18 protein-coding genes and 1 tRNA gene are annotated in these 15,780 nt (G+C 72.6%); 6 read left to right on the top strand and 13 right to left on the bottom strand.

Annotation, left to right across the window (positions count from 1 at the left end):
- Positions 1-34 precede the first annotated feature (34 nt).
- Positions 35-568 carry a hypothetical protein gene (locus tag HC251_RS00770; protein WP_219943422.1) on the bottom strand — a complete coding sequence of 178 codons (534 nt, stop codon included), beginning with the start codon at positions 566-568 and terminating at the stop codon, positions 35-37.
- Positions 569-702: 134 nt separating this feature from the next.
- Between HC251_RS00770 and HC251_RS00765 the strand changes: the two genes are divergently transcribed.
- Entirely contained in the window at positions 703-1,260 is a 558-nt protein-coding gene (locus HC251_RS00765; RefSeq protein ID WP_219943421.1) for an RNA polymerase sigma factor, read from the top strand.
- Between the two features lie 44 nt (positions 1,261-1,304).
- On the opposite strand, the gene HC251_RS00760 is transcribed toward HC251_RS00765, so the two are convergent.
- The 11 genes from HC251_RS00760 to HC251_RS00710 form a co-directional block, all read right to left on the bottom strand.
- Entirely contained in the window at positions 1,305-2,126 is an 822-nt protein-coding gene (locus HC251_RS00760; protein ID WP_219943420.1) for a nucleotide exchange factor GrpE, read from the bottom strand.
- A gap of 94 nt (positions 2,127-2,220) precedes the next feature.
- Positions 2,221-2,979: an ABC transporter permease gene (locus HC251_RS00755; RefSeq protein ID WP_219943419.1), complete on the bottom strand. Its 759-nt coding sequence runs from the start codon at positions 2,977-2,979 to the stop codon at positions 2,221-2,223.
- Positions 2,976-3,926, bottom strand: a complete 951-nt coding sequence (locus HC251_RS00750) for a cytochrome c oxidase assembly protein (RefSeq protein ID WP_219943418.1) — start codon at positions 3,924-3,926, stop codon at positions 2,976-2,978. Before HC251_RS00750 ends, HC251_RS00755 begins: the two co-directional genes overlap by 4 nt.
- A 16-nt stretch (positions 3,927-3,942) precedes the next feature.
- Positions 3,943-4,314, bottom strand: a complete 372-nt coding sequence (locus HC251_RS00745) for a cytochrome C oxidase subunit IV family protein (protein ID WP_219943417.1) — start codon at positions 4,312-4,314, stop codon at positions 3,943-3,945.
- Between the two features lie 11 nt (positions 4,315-4,325).
- The gene (locus tag HC251_RS00740) at positions 4,326-5,012 is read right to left on the bottom strand and encodes a cytochrome c oxidase subunit 3 (protein ID WP_255566557.1); all 687 of its coding nucleotides are present in this window, start codon (positions 5,010-5,012) and stop codon (positions 4,326-4,328) included.
- Positions 5,005-7,035, bottom strand: coding sequence for a cytochrome c oxidase subunit I (gene ctaD, locus HC251_RS00735; RefSeq protein ID WP_219943416.1), 2,031 nt, complete (start codon positions 7,033-7,035; stop codon positions 5,005-5,007). The genes HC251_RS00740 and ctaD overlap by 8 nt, the downstream gene beginning before the upstream one ends.
- A gap of 15 nt (positions 7,036-7,050) precedes the next feature.
- Positions 7,051-8,334, bottom strand: coding sequence for a cytochrome c oxidase subunit II (coxB, locus tag HC251_RS00730; RefSeq protein ID WP_219943415.1), 1,284 nt, complete (start codon positions 8,332-8,334; stop codon positions 7,051-7,053).
- Entirely contained in the window at positions 8,331-9,182 is an 852-nt protein-coding gene (locus tag HC251_RS00725; RefSeq protein ID WP_219943414.1) for a hypothetical protein, read from the bottom strand. Before HC251_RS00725 ends, coxB begins: the two co-directional genes overlap by 4 nt.
- Positions 9,183-9,192: 10 nt before the next feature.
- Positions 9,193-9,846, bottom strand: a complete 654-nt coding sequence (locus HC251_RS00720; RefSeq protein WP_219943413.1) for a cytochrome c oxidase subunit 3 — start codon at positions 9,844-9,846, stop codon at positions 9,193-9,195.
- On the bottom strand, positions 9,846-11,375 hold the full coding sequence (locus HC251_RS00715; protein ID WP_219943412.1) for a cbb3-type cytochrome c oxidase subunit I: 1,530 nt from the start codon (positions 11,373-11,375) through the stop codon (positions 9,846-9,848). The genes HC251_RS00720 and HC251_RS00715 overlap by 1 nt, the downstream gene beginning before the upstream one ends.
- 202 nt (positions 11,376-11,577) lie before the next feature.
- Complete coding sequence (locus tag HC251_RS00710; RefSeq protein ID WP_255566556.1) at positions 11,578-12,591, bottom strand: heme o synthase; 1,014 nt, start codon at positions 12,589-12,591, stop codon at positions 11,578-11,580.
- A 107-nt stretch (positions 12,592-12,698) separates the two neighbouring features.
- Between HC251_RS00710 and HC251_RS00705 the strand changes: the two genes are divergently transcribed.
- The 5 genes from HC251_RS00705 (at position 12,699) to HC251_RS00685 (ending at position 15,439) form a co-directional block, all read left to right on the top strand.
- Positions 12,699-13,670 (top strand): heme A synthase, encoded by a 972-nt coding sequence (locus tag HC251_RS00705; RefSeq protein ID WP_255566783.1) that lies wholly within the window; start codon positions 12,699-12,701, stop codon positions 13,668-13,670.
- Positions 13,671-13,672: 2 nt separating this feature from the next.
- A complete protein-coding gene (gene clpS, locus HC251_RS00700) occupies positions 13,673-13,966 on the top strand; it encodes an ATP-dependent Clp protease adapter ClpS (RefSeq protein WP_219943410.1) in 294 nt (97 codons plus the stop codon).
- Positions 13,967-13,978: 12 nt separating this feature from the next.
- Positions 13,979-14,497 carry a DUF2017 family protein gene (locus HC251_RS00695; RefSeq protein WP_219943409.1) on the top strand — a complete coding sequence of 173 codons (519 nt, stop codon included), beginning with the start codon at positions 13,979-13,981 and terminating at the stop codon, positions 14,495-14,497.
- Positions 14,498-14,505: 8 nt separating this feature from the next.
- Entirely contained in the window at positions 14,506-15,318 is an 813-nt protein-coding gene (locus HC251_RS00690) for a maleylpyruvate isomerase N-terminal domain-containing protein (RefSeq protein ID WP_219943408.1), read from the top strand.
- A 48-nt stretch (positions 15,319-15,366) separates the two neighbouring features.
- Positions 15,367-15,439 (top strand) — tRNA-Glu (locus tag HC251_RS00685).
- A 1-nt stretch (position 15,440) separates the two neighbouring features.
- Here HC251_RS00685 and HC251_RS00680 read toward each other — a convergent pair.
- Positions 15,441-15,695, bottom strand: coding sequence for a hypothetical protein (locus tag HC251_RS00680; protein ID WP_219943407.1), 255 nt, complete (start codon positions 15,693-15,695; stop codon positions 15,441-15,443).
- Between the last annotated feature and the right edge of the window lie 85 nt (positions 15,696-15,780).

The following is a 15,780-nucleotide window of genomic DNA, read 5'->3' as shown; positions in this document are numbered from 1 at the left end:
ATGACGGCGACGAGGGCGCGGGTGGCGTCGCCGCTCAGAGGAGGTCCTCGAAGTCGGGCCCCACGTCGGCGGCAGCATCGTCGGCACCGTCGGCGGCGGCGTCGAAGGGGTCGTCGCCGGCGTCGTCGGCGGTCATGAGGTCCAGCCCCCCGTCGAGGTCGAGGTCCACGTCGACGTCGTCGAGACCGTCGAGGTCGACGTCATCGTCGACCTCGGCCACCCCGTCGGCGTCGTCCGCGCCCGCGTCGGCCTCACCGGGCTCGTCCCCGTCCGGGTCGACGTCGTCGAGGTCGTCGGGCGCGGCGTCGTCGGTCCCGTCCTCGGCGGGGTCGGGGAGCAGGGGGTCGGGGTCGTCGACGGCGAAGGGGCCGGCGTCGAGGTCGAGGCCGACGACGTCGTCGACGATGGCGTCCCACTGCTCGGGCGTGGGCTCGTCCACGGGATCGGCGTGGAGGGCGGCCCGGAGCTGCTCGAGGTCGGCCCCGACCAGGTCGGAGCCGTCGTCGGGGAACTGGTCCATGTCGACGAAGCCGTCGGCGTCCAGCTCGAGGCCGTCGAGACCGCTCATCGGGGGCCGTCCTTCGGGGAGGGGGTGGGCGCCCCGAGGGGGCAGACACGGACCACGGAGAGAGGTAACCTGCGGGCCGGTGCGCCAGGGGGATCCGGCAGGCGCCGAGGTGGGGAAGCAAGAGGTGTGCTGTGATGACCCAGACCCGCTCTCGCAACCACGGGGTCGCGACCGAGCAGCAGCTCGTCGCGTGGGCCCAGGACGGTGACGACCGGGCCTTCGCCCTCCTCGTGGAGCGGAGCCGGCGCCGGCTCTTCTCGGTGTGCGTGCGCATCACCGGCGACGAGCACTCCGCCCACGACGCCGCCCAGAACGCCCTGCTGGACGCCTGGCGCGCCCTGCCCCGCTTCGAGGGCCGGGCCAGCTTCTCGACCTGGCTGTGCCAGATCGGCAGCCGGGCGGCGCTGGCCGTGGTGGCCAAGCGCCGGGCCGACCCGATGGCCGACGTGCCCGAGCCCGACGGCCCGTTCCGGGCGGACCTGGAGGACTCGGTGAGCGCGGTGAGCGCGGTGCGCTGGGCCCTGGCCAAGCTGCCGCCCGACTTCCGCACCGCACTGGTGCTGCGGGAGTACGCCGACATGAGCTACCAGGAGATCGCCGACGCCGAGGGCATCCGGGTCGAGACGGTGAAGACCCGCATCGCCCGGGCCCGCCGGGCCGTGGCCCAGCTGCTCGAGGCCGCCGACGCCTGACCGGCCCCCCGGGGCTCGGCCGGCGAGGTGGCGGGGGACGGCTCTCACGACGGGCTCCCGTTCGTGGCCACCACGACCTCCGGCTGGCGGATGATCGTGGCGCCGTCGCGGTAGCCGGGCCGCTCGACCGACACGATCGTGCCGTGGCGGGCGGGGTCGTCGGTGGCCTCCTGGTGGACGGCGTGGTGCTGGCCGGCGTCGAAGCGCTGGCCCACGGGGGCGACCTCGGTGATGCCGGCCCCCTCCAGGGCCTGGAGCGCCTCCTGGCCCAGGGCCGCGCTGGGCAGCTGGTCGCGCAGGGCGATGAGGGCCTCGACCAGGACCACCCGCTGGTGGCGGAGCTGGTCGGCGTCGCGGGACGGGGCGGGACCGATGGCGGGGCCGGGGCCGGCCGGCGGGGACGGGGCGGGCCCGGCCGCGGGGGCGGCGGGCGCGGGCGCCGGGCCGGGCACGGTGGGCCCGGCCTTGCGCCGCGACAGGGCCGCCCCCAGCGGGATGGCCGCCACGATCAGGCCCAGGACGAAGGCGACGACGCCGACCGCGGCGAGGGCGGCGATCGAGGTGCCGTCGTCGTCGGTCTCGACGGTGGCGTCGTCGGGCTCGACCTCCTCGCCGGGCGAGGTGGTGGTGGGTCCCTCGGCGTCGGTGGTCGACGGCTCCTCGCTCGGTGCGGTCGTCGTCGTGGTGGTCTGCTCGGACTCGGTGGTGTCGCTCGGGTCGACGGGCTCGCCCAGCTGGGCCAGGGCCGGGGCGGCGGCGCACCAGGCGACCCCGACCACGACGGCGGCCACGACCAACCCCCGGACCACGGGGCGTCGGGTCGTCGGCGGGCCGCTCGTCGCTGCGGCCGTCGCGTTCCTGGTCACGTCGATCCTCCGGTTCGGGGGCGGTCCGAGGTGAGAGGTGGGGTGGGCCCCGATTGTTCCCGCCGTCCGCGGGCGGCGGGGTCGGGTCCCCGGGTCACTCCCAGCGGAACCGCCAGGCGGCCAGCGCCGGGGCGGCGACGGCCCAGGCCGCCAGCACGGGCCAGGCCCCGCCGGGCACCGCCCCCCCACCCAGGGTGGCGTGGGTGATGTCGGACAGGGCCCCGATCGGCAGGGCCCGGGCCAGGAGCCGCAGGGCGGTGGGCATGTCGTCGATGGGGACCACGACCCCACCGAAGAGCAGCAGGAGGACGTGCACGGCGTTGGCGAGGGCCAACGTGGTCAGCGACGGGAGCGTGCCCGCCATCAGCATCCCGACGCCGGCGAAGGCCACCGTCGCCAGGGCCATGGCCACCAGTGCCCCCACCAGGCCGACCGTCGGCCGCCACCCCAGGGCGGCGCCCACGGCGACGAGGATGACGACCTGGAGCGCCTCGACCACGAGCACGGCCCCGACCTTGGCCGCGATCAGGTCCCGGCGGCCGAGGGGGGTCACGGCGAGCCGCTTGAGCACCCCCGTGGAGCGCTCGAAGCCGGTGGCGATGGCCAGCCCGGTCATCGCCGTGGACATCACCGACAGGGCCAGCACGCCGGGGACCAGGAAGTCGACGGGGTCGTCGGTGCCGGTGGGGAGCACGTCGACCAGGCTGAAGAACCCCAGGATCAGGACCGGGATCAAGAAGGTGAGCAGCACGGACTCACCCCGGCGCAGGGTCAGCAGGAGCTCCATGCGGAGCTGGGCCGCCACCCGGCGGCCGGCGGGAGCCGGGCCGGGGGCGGGCCCCACGAGGGTCACGTGCGCCGGTGGTCGGGCTCGGGGGCGGCGGTGGTGGCGGCGAAGGCCTGGGCCACGGCCTCGAAGGTGAGCGGCTCGTCGGCCAGGGCGGCGTCGGCATCGGTGTCGGGACGGGGCGGGCGGGACGCCCGGTCGAGCTCCGCCTCGTCGCGCTGGTGGCGGAAGGCCCAGATGAAGAACTGGCAGGTGATGAGGAACCAGAGCCAGCTGCCGGCGGCGAGCTTCATGAACACGCCGGCCGCCTGCTGGTCGTCCTGGACCGAGATGCCGAAGGCCCGGGTCGGGGTGTCGTAGGCGGTGTACACCGCGTTCTCGGCGAAGGTGAGCCAGCCGCCGGGCACGGTCGGGATCACCGACATGATGAACAGGTAGACCATCTTGGCCGGGATGCCCATCCGCCACTCCTCGATGGGGCCGCAGACCGGCATCCACATCATCAGGGCGGTGAACACCAGGACCACGTGCACCACGTAGTGCAGGATGCCGTTCTCGACCGAGGCGTTCACCAGCGCCGGCCAGTGCACGGCCATCACCATGGCGTTGTAGGCGATGCCGGCCACGACCGGCAGGGCGGCGGCCCGGATGACGGTGCGCACCTTGCCGTGGCCGAGGATCAGGTCGGCCAGCCAGCGGGGGGTGGCCAGCAGGGCCAGCGGCGGCACCACCAGCGTGAGCAGGGTGTGCTGCACCATGTGGACGGCGTAGAGGTACTCCTCGCCGATGTCGTGCATCGGCCAGTCCGAGGCCACCCAGAGCAGCACCAGCCCGACGACGGCCGACACGATGTTGCGTCGGGTCAGGACGGGCTGGCCGGCGGGGACGACCTTGGGCCCGACGACGCGGGCGGCCCAGACGTACAGGACGGTCAGGGCGGTGACGAGCAGCCAGACCTCGGGGTGGATCTGGAAGCGCCAGACGCCCACGGACTCGGGGATGGCGGAGAGCACGGTGGCCGACCCCGGCTCAGAAGATCCGGAACGTGCCGAGGGCCGCCACGTACACGCCGACGGCGAGGAGCAGCCCGGAGTAGAAGACCCGCGTCAGGACCTTGGAGTCGAACTTCAGGTGCATGAAGAAGGCAGCGATGATCACGAACTTGATGGCCATGACGATCAGCAGCGGGATCATCAGGATGGGGCCGTCGGTGTCGAGCAGCCCGTCGGTGACGTAGGGCCACGCCACCTCCATCGCGGTCAGCACGGCGAGGCCGATGGCGATCTGGATGTAGAGCGTGTCGCTGGCGTGGCCGTGGTCGTCGTCGTGGGTGTCGTGGTGCATGGCCACGGCGGCCGGCGCCGAGGGGTCGGAGGCGGTCGGGCTGGCGGTGTCGGTCATCGCGACCTCTCTCAGGGGATCAGGTAGACGATGGTGAAGATCAGCACCCACACCACGTCGACGAAGTGCCAGTAGAGCCCGACGATCTCGACCGCCTCGGCCCTGGCCTGCGGGATCCGGCCCCGGAGCGACATCATCACCGCCGACAGCAGCATGACGATGCCGAGCGTGACGTGGACGCCGTGGAAGCCGGTGAGGGCGAAGAAGGCCGAGCTGGCCGAGTTGGTCGTGAAGCCCATCCCCTCCTTCACGAACACCTGGAACTCGTACACCTGGCCGGAGATGAAGACTGCGCCGAGGATGGCCGTGGTGACCAGCCAGAGGCGCAGGCGTTGGTGCTCACCGCGTTGGATGGCCGAGACCGCGAGCACCATCGTGAGCGACGACATGAGCAGCACGAACGACGAGATCGAGGTCAGCTCGATGTCGTAGAGCTCCTGCGGGGTGGGCCCGCCGGCCAGGTTGTTGCGCTTGTAGAGGAGGAAGGTCGAGATGAGCCCGCCGAACAGCAGGCACTCCGACCCCAGGAAGACCCACATCGCGAGCTTGGGGTTGCTGATGCCGGTGTTGGTGAGCGTGTGGTCGTGGTCCTCGCCGTCGGCGTAGGCGACACCCGCACCGTGGGCGGCGCGGGCCTCGGAGGCCTGCTCGAGCGCCGCCGCGTCGGCGTCGCCCTTGGAGAGTGAGAGGTCAGTCAACGGGGGCAGCCTCCTCGGCCGGAGCGTCGGCTGTCGCCTCGGCGTCGCCCGCGTCGTCGGTGGTCGTCGGACCGTGGTCTTCGTGACCGTGGTGGTCGCCGGGCTCGGTGGCCGGCTCGAGCACCCAGCCGTAGATGCCGGCCACGACCAGGAGACCGCCGGGCAGGCACAGCCACAGGCTGAAGATCAGGCCCCACGCCACGAGGGGCAGGCCGACCGAGATGACCAGCGGCCAGTACGACGGCGACGGCAGGTGCACGCCCGTCGCATCGCCCTTCTGGGCGATCTCCTCGGAGGTCGCCACCCGGACGAGCTTGCCTTGGGCGTTCTCCTGGTACTTGCGGTGCCAGAAGTCGTCGAGTCGGTGGACTGTCGGGGAGATGTCGAAGTTGTGGGGCGGGGTCGGCGACGGGATGCTCCACTCGAGCGAGCGGGAGTCCCAGGGGTCCGCCGGCATGGCCACCGGGTTGGCCTTGTGGGCGCGGTACGACCTGACGATGTTCCAGAAGAAGATCAGGAACGAGACGGCGATGATGAAGGCACCGATCGTGCTCACCATGTTCCACAGGTTGAAGCCGTAGCCGTCCCGGTAGGTGTAGGTCCGGCGGGGCATCCCCTGCAGGCCGAGGATGTGCATCGGGCCGAAGGTCAGGTTGAACCCGACGAGCAGGATCCAGAAGTTGACCTTGCCGACGCGGTCGTTCAGGTAGTGGCCGAACACCTTGGGCCACCAGAAGTACCAGCCGCCGATGAAGCCGAACAGGGCGCCGCCGAACAGGACGTAGTGGAAGTGGGCGACGATGTAGTAGGTGTCGGTCTGCTGCGTGTCCGCGGCGGCGACGGCGTGGGTCACGCCCGACAGGCCACCGATGGTGAACATCGTGACGAGGCCCACCGAGTACAGCATCGGTGCGCTGAATCGCAGCCGGCCGCCCCACATGGTGGCCAGCCAGTTGAAGATCTTCACGCCCGTCGGCACGGCGATGAACATCGTCGACACCGAGAAGGCGGCGACCGAGAGCGGGCCGATCCCGGAGGCGAACATGTGGTGGGCCCACACGCCCCAGCCCATGAACCCGATGGCGATGCCCGAGAAGACCATGAACGGGTAGCCGAAGATGGGCTTGCGGCTGAACACCGGGATGATCTCGGAGATGATGCCGAACGCCGGCAGGATCATGATGTAGACCTCCGGGTGCCCGAAGATCCAGAACAGGTGCTCCCACAGGAGCGGGTCGGCGCCGGCGTCGACGTCGAAGAACCGGGCGCCGAAGAGCCGGTCGAACATGAGCAGGAACTGCGCCGCCGTCAGCACCGGGATGGCGAACAGCAGCAGGAACTGCGTCACCAGGCTCATCCAGGTGAACACCGGCATGCGGAACAGCTTCATGCCGGGCGCCCGCATGTTCAGGCACGTGGTGATGAGGTTGATCGCACCGACCAGCGAGGCGATGCCGGTGAGCATCAGGCCCATGTTCCAGAAGTCGATGCCGCGCGACGGCGAGTAGGTGACGCCGTTGTTGGGGGCGTAGTTGAACCAGCCGCCGTCGGCGCCGCCGCCGAGCAGCCACGACGAGTTCAGCACGATGCCACCGCCGAGGAACACCCAGAAGCTGAGCGCGTTGAGCCGCGGGAAGGCAACGTCGCGGGCGCCGATCTGGAGCGGGATCAGGTAGTTCATGAACGCCGCCCCGAGGGGCATCACCGCCAGGAAGATCATGGTGGTGCCGTGCATGGTGAAGACCTGGTTGTAGGCGTCGGCCGACAGGACCTGGCCGTCGGGGGCCGCCAGCTGGGCCCGGATCAGGAGGGCCTCGATGCCGCCGATCACCAGGAAGAAGATCGACGAGACCCCGTACATGATGCCGATGCGCTTGTGGTCGACCGTCGTGATCCAGCTGCGCCACCCCTCGGTGGCGGTGGGGCGGGCGAACACGCCGAGCGGGTTGCGGCGGGTCTCCTCCCCGGAGGGGAGGGCCAGCGGTCCGCCGGCGCTGATGGTCTCGGGTGACGTGGTGGTCATCGCGTCTCTCTCCGCCTACTTCAGGGTGACCAGGTAGGCGATCAGCTGATCGATCTGGTCCTCGGTGAGCTGGAGGTTGGGCATGCCCCGGCGGGGGCTGCGGCCGGGGACCTCCTCAGCCTGCATGGCCTTCTCGGCCGGGGGGTTCCGGAGCCAGGCCTCGAGGGCACCCCGGTCGAGGCACATCTCGAGCCCCTCCTCGGTGTCGGCCCAGTCGATGCCCATCTCCTCGCACTCCTCGGTGTCGCGTCGCAGGTCGAACTTGGCGCCGGCGAAGGTCGTGCGGCTCATCAGGTGCGTGAGGTTGGGCGCGTGCCGGCTGGCCTGCAGGGCCGGGTCGGTGATGGTCCCCGGCCCGCCCATGATCCCACGGTTGAACTCGGGGATGTCCTCGTCGGAGAAGGTGTCGTCGTTGACCCCCTCGACCAGGTGGCAGCTGGCGCACAGCTGGCCGGTGAAGACCCGGTAGCCCTCGGCCGCCTCGCTGGTGTCGTCCTCGGCGTAGGTCTCGGCCTCGGCCTGCTGCTCGGTGACCCACTCGTCGAAGCGATCCCGCTCGACGGCGATGGCCTTGATCCGCATCTCGGCGTGCGAGAGCCCGCAGAACTCGGTGCACTGGCCGATGTACTCGCCGGGCTCGTCGGCCTCGAGCGTCCAGGGGTGGCTGCGGTTCGGCACGGCGTCGCGCTTGCCGTTGAGCTTGGGCACCCAGAAGGAGTGGATGACGTCGCGAGAGGTGATCTCGAGGGCGACCTCTTCGCCGACCGGGATGACGAGGTCGTTGGCGGTGACGATGTCCTCGGGATCGTCGTAGTCCCCGTTGCCGTCCATGTCGTAGCGGTACTCCCACCACCACTGGTGGCCGATGACCTGCACCGACACGGCATCCTCGGGCGGATCCTCGTTGAGCTCGAAGATGGCGAAGACGCTGAACACGCCGATGCCGACGAGGATCAGGGCGGGGACGATGGTCCAGCCGATCTCGAGGGCGTTGTTGCCGTGGATCTGGCCGGGCATGTCGTCGAAGTGCTCGTCGTCGCGAGCCTTGAACTTCATGCCGATCACGACGGCGCCGAGCAGGACGACCACGAACACCACGCCGGCGACGGCGAACACCGGGTCGCTGAGGTTGTCGATGAGGCGGGCGTTCGGGCCCTCGGGGGCGAGGGTGTCCTGGGGGGCGTCCTTCGCACACGCCCCGAGGAAGGCGACGACGGCGACGGCCAGCAGCGGCGCGGCCGACCGGGCCCGGCGCAGGAACGACATGCGATCTCCCGTGCGGTCAGAGGTGGGGGTCACGAGGGGGCTCCAGTGAGGACGACGGGCGCGTCGGGCGAGAGGAGCGGCGCCCCCTGCTGATCCTCGTCCTCGGCTTCGCCCTCGGGTTCGTGCTCGATCTCCCGAGGACCGACGACGGCGCTCACCACGCCGCCCGCCAGCACAGCCAGGGCGCCCACGACGCAGAGGGCAGCGACGACCGACGGGTTGAGCCGGGGTCGGGCCGACAGGACGAAGGCCACGACCAGGACGGCGAGGGCGACCCCGCCGAAGATGAAGTAGACGCCCAGCTGGGGGACGGTGAGCAGCACTCGGCTGATGGCGAGCACGAACACGGCGATGCCCAGGGCGCCGAGGATCGGGACCTCGAACGGCATCATCACCCGGCGGCGCACCGCCTGGTTCACCGCCGGGTCGTTCGTCGCCCGGTCGGACCAGGCCGAGATGGCCCACTCGAACGCGACGGCGACCAGGACGACGATGCCCAGCATCACCAGCGCCGAGGAGGTGACGATCCCGACCACGAGGGCCCCGGCCCCGAAGGCGCCGATGACCGGCCAGTAGCTGCCCTGCGGGGGGGCGGTGACCTCGGGGACGGTGTCGACGGGGAGCAGGGCGGCCTCGGCCTCCACGTCGGCGTCGCGGAAGGCGGCCAGCGAGGCGCCGAGGAACACGGCGGCGCCGGCGATCCCCATGAGGATGGCGTAGCCGATGTGGTCGCCGACCCCGCCCTTGTACCCGAGGGTCAAGACGCCCGTGAAGGTCGCCATCTTGACCTCGCTGGGGTTGGTCGCGCCGCCGTAGACGAGCGCCGCCAGGAGGGCGGCGCCGGCCACGCCGAAGAACCACTTGGATCCGGTGGTGAGCACGTGGACCTCGCTACTTGGTCACGTAGACGGCGTACCAGATGACGAGCATGATCCCCGTCGTCAGGTACCAGATGAGGCTGGCGGCCACGATCCCCTCGCGGTTGTGGCTGCCGTACTCACCGCCGAGCGTGCGGACGGTCATGATCACCGCGAACAGCAGCGCCCCGACGATGAGGGCCAGGTGGCTGCCGGTCACGGCGTAGAAGAGCAGCCCGGCCGGGTTCGTCGCCTCGGCGGAGACGGTGAAGCCGGACTGCGAGTAGAGGAACGAGGTGGCGTTGATGACCGCGCCGCCGAAGAGCACGGTGAGGACCAGCGCGAACAGGGCGTTGCGTCGGTCGTCGTCCTTCACGGCCTGCACGGCCCACTGCATGCTGACGCACGACAGGAGCATGGTGGCCATGGCCACGTTGGCCGGCGTGAGCGGGATGGTCTGGCCGTCGGCGAACCACACCGGGTCGACGCCGTCGACGGCGGGGCCGGTGATGACCCCGTGGCGCACCCGGAGGTACATGCCGATCAGGGCGGCGAAGAGGACGATGATGGCGCCGGCGGCGAGGGCGGTGCCGACGAGCAGCACCCGGGGCCGGGCCACGCCGGGGGCGAGGTCCTCCGGGACCAGGTCGTAGGCGGCCTCGTCGTGGGCCACAGTTGCCGTGGACATCAGGCGCCGTCCTCGTCGTCGGGAGTCGTCGGGGCGAGCAGCGGCTCGGCCGAGGTGACGGCCGGGACCGGGCCGTCGAAGTTGGCGAACGGAGGGGGCGAGGCGGTGGCCCACTCCAGGGTGTGGCCGCCCCACGGGTCGGCGGGCTCGTCGCGGCCCGGGCGGCCGGCCAGGCCGGCGACGGCCAGCAGCCCACCGAGCAGGACGAGCCCGGCGCCGGCCACGGCCACCGCGTTCATGGCCTCGATCCCGGTGACGGCCTCGTCGCCCTCGCCGAGGAGGCCGGACAGGGCCTCGGGCACGGCCAGGACCAGGGCGCCGAGGGCGAGGACGAGCGGTGCGGTGCGGCCGGCCGCCTCGGTGGCGACCCGGCCGAGGACCTTGGTCGACCAGTGGTAGAGGCCGGCCACGAGGGCGATGGTGGCGGCGACGAGCGTGAGGTGCGACTGGGCGGTGACCCACTGGGTGCCGGCCAGCTCGAGCGCCCCCTCGAACGCGGTGGCGGCGCCGACGAGCGTGGCGAGCAGGAGGACCAAGGTGGCGAGGACGCCGCCGACGAGGCCGCTGGTGGGCCGGGGCCGGCCGCCCCGGAGGCTGAGGCCGACCAGCCCGAGCACGGCCAGGACCGGCAGGGGCGCGAGGAGGGCCATGCCCTTGGTGACGGGCTGCTGGGCCACCTCCGGGGAGATGGCGGTGAGGGCGAAGGCGCCGATGCCGAGGACCGCGAACGCGCCGATGGCGCCCATCGCCGCCCCCCGGTTGGGGAGACGGGTCCGGCCGGCGGTGGCGGCGGCGTCGAGCACCACCCCGAGCACCGGGATGGCGGCGGCGTAGACCTGCGGCTGGCGCCCCAGCCAGGCGACCTGCTCGGCCATGTCGGGGCCGAGCCCGCCGAGGAACTGCTGGCCGTTGCGGTGGTCGACGTACAGGATGATCAGCAGCGCCAGCATCACCGGCAGGGTCAGCAGCCAGATCACGGTGGAGCACAGCAGCGACCAGGCGAGCATGGGCACCCGCTCGAGGCTCATGCCCTCGGCCCGGACGGCCAGCACGGTGGTGGCCACGCAGATCGACCCGAGCAGCAGGCCGACGATCGTCAGCCCGGTCGAGGCGGCCCACAGGTCGACGGCGTCAGCGCGACCGCCACCGGGCCCGCCGTCGATGGCGTAGGCGGTGACGGTGAGGCCGGCACCGAAGAGGAAGGTCCAGAACGAGGCCGCCGCGGCCCGGGGGAAGGCGATCGCCCGGGCGCCCACCTGCAGCGGGACGACCACCATGGCCAGACCCAGCAGGGCGGGGAGCAGGAAGAGGAGCGTGGCCGACGTGGCGTGGAAGCTGATCACCTGGGGGGCGGTGTCGCCGTCGAGGATCGTGTTGCCGAACGTCCCGTCGATGCGGTCGATGCCCCCGAGGATCCCGGCGACGCCGGAGATCAGGCCCAGGAGCAGGGCGGCGCCGACGTAGAGCCGGCCGACGACCTTGTGGTCGGACGAGCCGAGGACCCCGGCCAGGCCGCGCGGGGTGGCCACGCGGCTCGCAGGGGGGGCGGTGCTCCCCGGGGCGACGGCCTCGGGCGGGGCTTGGGTTGCTGTCATCGACGGGTGGACCTCGGAGGGGGCGTCCACCGCATGAAGGACGGGGCGCCACTCGGTGGGGAGACAGTGCCTATCGCTGCGGGACAATACACGGGCACCCTCTCGGGCCGACAAAGGGACGGGGACTCGTCGCCGGTCACGCCGCACCGGCCAGCAGCTGGTCGAGGGCCATGGCCCCGAACAGCAGGGTGACGTAGGTGATCGACCAGTGGAACAGGCGCATGGCCTTGGCCGCGTCGGGCGTGCGGTGGAGCTGCACGGTGAGCCCGAGGTAGGCCGCGCCGAGCACCACGGCGGCGACGAGGTAGAGGGCTCCCATGTCCGCCACCGGGGCGAAGACGAGGGTGAGGGCCCAGAGCAGAGCGGTGTAGGCGATGATCCGCACGGTGACGGCGCGCATGCTCGACACCACGGGGAGCATGGGGACGTCGGCGGCGGCGTAGTCGTCCCGGTAGCGGACGGCAAGGCACCAGAAGTGGGGCGGCGTCCACACGAAGATGACGGCGAACAGGATCCACGGCGCCCAGCCCAGCGACCCGGTCACCGACGACCAGCCCACCAGCGTGGGGACGGCTCCGGCGGCCCCGCCGATGACGATGTTCTGGGTCGACGTCCGCTTCAGCCAGAGCGTGTAGACGAAGACGTAGAAGAGGGTGGCCGACACCGCGAGCACGGCCGAGAGCAGGTTGACGGCACCCCACAGCAGGGCGAAGGCGGCGACCTCGAGGGTCAGGGCGAACACCATGGCGGCGCGGGGCGTGATCTCGCCGGTGACCAGCGGGCGCTTCTTGGTCCGCTCCATCAGCCGGTCGATGTCGCGGTCCACCACCATGTTGAAGGTGTTGGCCCCGCCGGCGGCGAGGGCGCCGCCGAGCACGGTCCAGAGCACCAGCCACCCGCTGGGCAGGCCCCGGGTGGCCACGACCTGGACCGGGACCGTGGTGACCAGGAGCAGCTCGATGATGCGCGGCTTGGTCAGGGCGAGGTAGGCGGCGGCCTTCGACCGGGTCGGGGCCGGCGCCTCGGCGGGCTGACCACCGCCGTCGACGGGCGTCGCCGGCCCGGCGACGACCCGCAGCCGCGAGGGGACCGCGGCGCCGCGCCCCGGCAGGGGCGAGACGGCAGCGGCACCGTGGGCGGGCGGGGTCACAGCGGCGAGACTACGGCCGCCTCCCGGAGGGGGCCAAAGGGGACGACGAGTTCTTCCCGCCTTGGGTGTCGGACCGGGTCCGGCCGTACCCTCTGGGGGTGGCCGTGATGGACCGCGCCCCCGCCCTCTCTCCCACCAGCTACCGGCGCATCACGTCCGTCGCGCTCTGGTCCCTGGTCGTCATCGTGGTCACCGGGGCCGGGGTCCGGCTGACCGGCTCGGGGTTGGGATGCTCGTCGTGGCCGGGCTGCGAGCCGGGGCAGTTCGTGCCCCACGGGGAGTCGTCGTGGAACCCCTGGATCGAGTTCGCCAACCGGATGATCACCGGTGCGGTGTCGGTCGCCGTGGCCCTCGCCGTCCTCGGCTCGCTGCGCCGGGTGCCCCGCCGGCGCGACCTGACCCTCCTGTCGTGGGGGCTGGTGGCGGGCGTCCTGGCCCAGATCGTCCTCGGCGCCGTCGTCGTGCGCATGCACGTCCACCCCATCACCGTGCAGGGCCACTTCCTCGTCTCGGCGGTCCTCGTGGCCAACGCCGTCGTCCTCCACCACCGCGCCTCCCGGCCCGATGGTGACGACGGCCGGCCCGAGCGGGCCTACGCCCTGGCCGGGCCGGCGGTGGTGCGCCTCGGGCGGGCGACCATCGCCATGGCGGCGGCGGTCATGCTGGCCGGGACCGTGGTCACCGGCACCGGCCCCCACGCCGGCGACGAGGAGGCCGAGCGGCTCGAGTGGCTGTCGGTGCGGGGCGTCGCCATGATCCACAGCGCCGTGACGTGGGTGTTCCTGGCGGTGCTCGTCGCCCTGCTCGTGCGCATGCGGCGCGAGATGGTCGGGCCCACGGGGATGGAGCGGGCCACCGCCCTGCTGACCGTCGTGGTCCTCCAGGGCGGTCTGGGGTACCTGCAGTACGCCACCGGGGTGCCCGAGCTGCTCGTCGGCCTGCACGTCCTGGGGTCGATGCTGGTGTGGGCGGCGACGCTGCGGCTCTACCTGACCCTGACCGAGCCCCTGCCCGCCCGGCTCCCGCCGCTCGGGTCCGCCGCGCTCGACCCGTCGGCCGCCGTCCCCGCGGGAGGCTGACCATGTCCGAGACCGCGCCCCTGGAGGTCATGGAGCCGGACCTCGACCAGGACGTCGAGCTCGACCGGCCGTGGCAGGTGATCGTGTGGGACGACCCGGTCAACCTCATGCAGTACGTGGCGTGGGTGTTCCGCAAGCTGTTCGGCTTCTCCAAGGACAAGGCCAACCACCTGATGCTCCAGGTCCACCACGAGGGCCGGGCCGTCGTCTCGTCCGGACCCCGGGAGAAGGCCGAGCTCGACGTGTTCCGCCTCCACGAGCACGGGCTGTGGGCCACCATGGAGCAGCAGCCGTGACGGGAGCCTGACGTGGCCCGCAAGCCGGTGGCCCGCAAGCGCGACGGGACCTACGTGCTCCGCCTCGACGACGCCATGACCGGGCTGCTCACCGCCCTCGTCGACCAGCTGGACCCCCTTCTCGACGACCCGTCGGCGGACCGGGGGCTGCGCCGCCTCTTCCCCCCGGCCCACACCGACGACGTGCTGGCCGAGGCGGCGTGGGAGATCGAGCAGGGCGGGCGGCTCCGCGACGCCCGGCGCGCCGCCCTCGAGGTGGTGCGCACCGCGGGCGGCGAGCCGCTCACCGAGGACCAGCTCGTGGCGTGGGTCCAGGGCGTCAACGCCCTCCGCCTGGTGCTGGCCGAGCGGCTCGACGTCGACGGCGACGAGGAGCACGAGGCCACCACGCTGGAGCGGGCCTGGGCCGTGGCCCAGGACCCCACCGCCGACCCCGCCCGCCGCGACGAGGCCGTGCGCCTGGTCCACATGTGGCAGGTCTACGAGGTGCTCGGCTACCTCCTCCACCACGCCGTCGAGGCGCTCGACTAGGAGGCGCCGTGCGGCTGGGTGAGGCACCGGTGCGCGACGTGCGGTCGCTGCTCACGGCCGGGCGGGCCGACCTGGTGGCCGTGCTCGACGCCCTCGACGACACGGCGTGGGCGGCGCCGACCGAGGCCGGCCACTGGCGGGTGGGCGACGTGGCCCGACACCTCCTCGACGACGACCTCGGCCTCCTGTCCCGCCAGCGCGACGGAGACCGGTCGGGCCTCATCCCCGTCGACGGTCCGCCCGAGGCGTTCGTCGCCGCCCTCGACGCCAAGAACGAGCGCTGGGTCGTCGGCGCCGCCGGGCTGAGCCGCCGGGTCGTGACCGACCTCCTGCGCTGGTCCGGAGCCGAGGTGGACCGCCACCTGGCCACCGTCGACCTCGGCGCGCCGTCCCACGTGAGCTGGGCCGGCGGCGCCGCCCCCCGATGGCTCGACGTGGCCCGGGAGCTGACCGAGCGGTGGGTCCACGGCCGCCACATCGCCGACGCCGTCGGCCGGCCGCCACCCGAGGGCGCCGACCCGGTCCGGGCCGAGGTCCTGCGCACCTTCGCGTGGGCCGTGCCCGCCCAGCTGGGCCCGGCACCGGAGCGGACGACCGTCGGCGTGGCGCTCGGCGACCAGTGGTGGACGGTGCGCCGGGACGCCGACGGCTGGGACCTCGACGAGGGACGGCCGGCCGCCCCCTCGGCGACCCTGGCGCTCGACGCCGAGACGGCCTGGCGCCAGCTGACGGGCCTGGCGGTGGCGCCCGCCGCCGTCCGCACCACCGGCGACCCCGACCTGGTCGCCTCCCTGCTCGCCGTGCGCAGCATCATCGTCTGATCCGCCCGGGGGTCGGCACCACCGGTGCGGCTACCGTCGGCGGGCCAGGCCCCCGTCGTCCAGCGGCCCAGGACACCGGCCTTTCAAGCCGGCAACGCGGGTTCGAATCCCGTCGGGGGTGCTCAGCTGCCGCGTCGGTCGCGCAGCCAGGCGGCGGTGCCCTCGGCCATGCCCTTCATCTTGGGGGCGTCGGCCAGCGGGGCCACCAGCAGCGCCGTGCCCTCGGGGAGCTGGTGCTTGACGGCGTGGTAGACGACCGAGCGGGTCGCCGGGCTGTCGAGCAGCAGGAGACCCGGACGGAGCCGGACCACCTCCTCCCACGGTCCCTCGACCGGCCCGTCGAGCTCGCCGGTCTCCTCCCACGCCAGGTACAGCACGGCGCCGCGCTACCCGTCGATCAGAAGCGGAAGCGGCCCGCCGATCGCCGGATCGGACAGGCTCACGGGGTGCCCGGTGCTTGTG

This window comes from Iamia sp. SCSIO 61187 (assembly GCF_019443745.1).
Classification (GTDB): Bacteria; Actinomycetota; Acidimicrobiia; order Acidimicrobiales; family Iamiaceae; genus Iamia.
The sequence above is the reverse complement of the archived record's forward strand: the minus strand, read 5'-3'. Positions and strand labels throughout refer to the sequence as shown.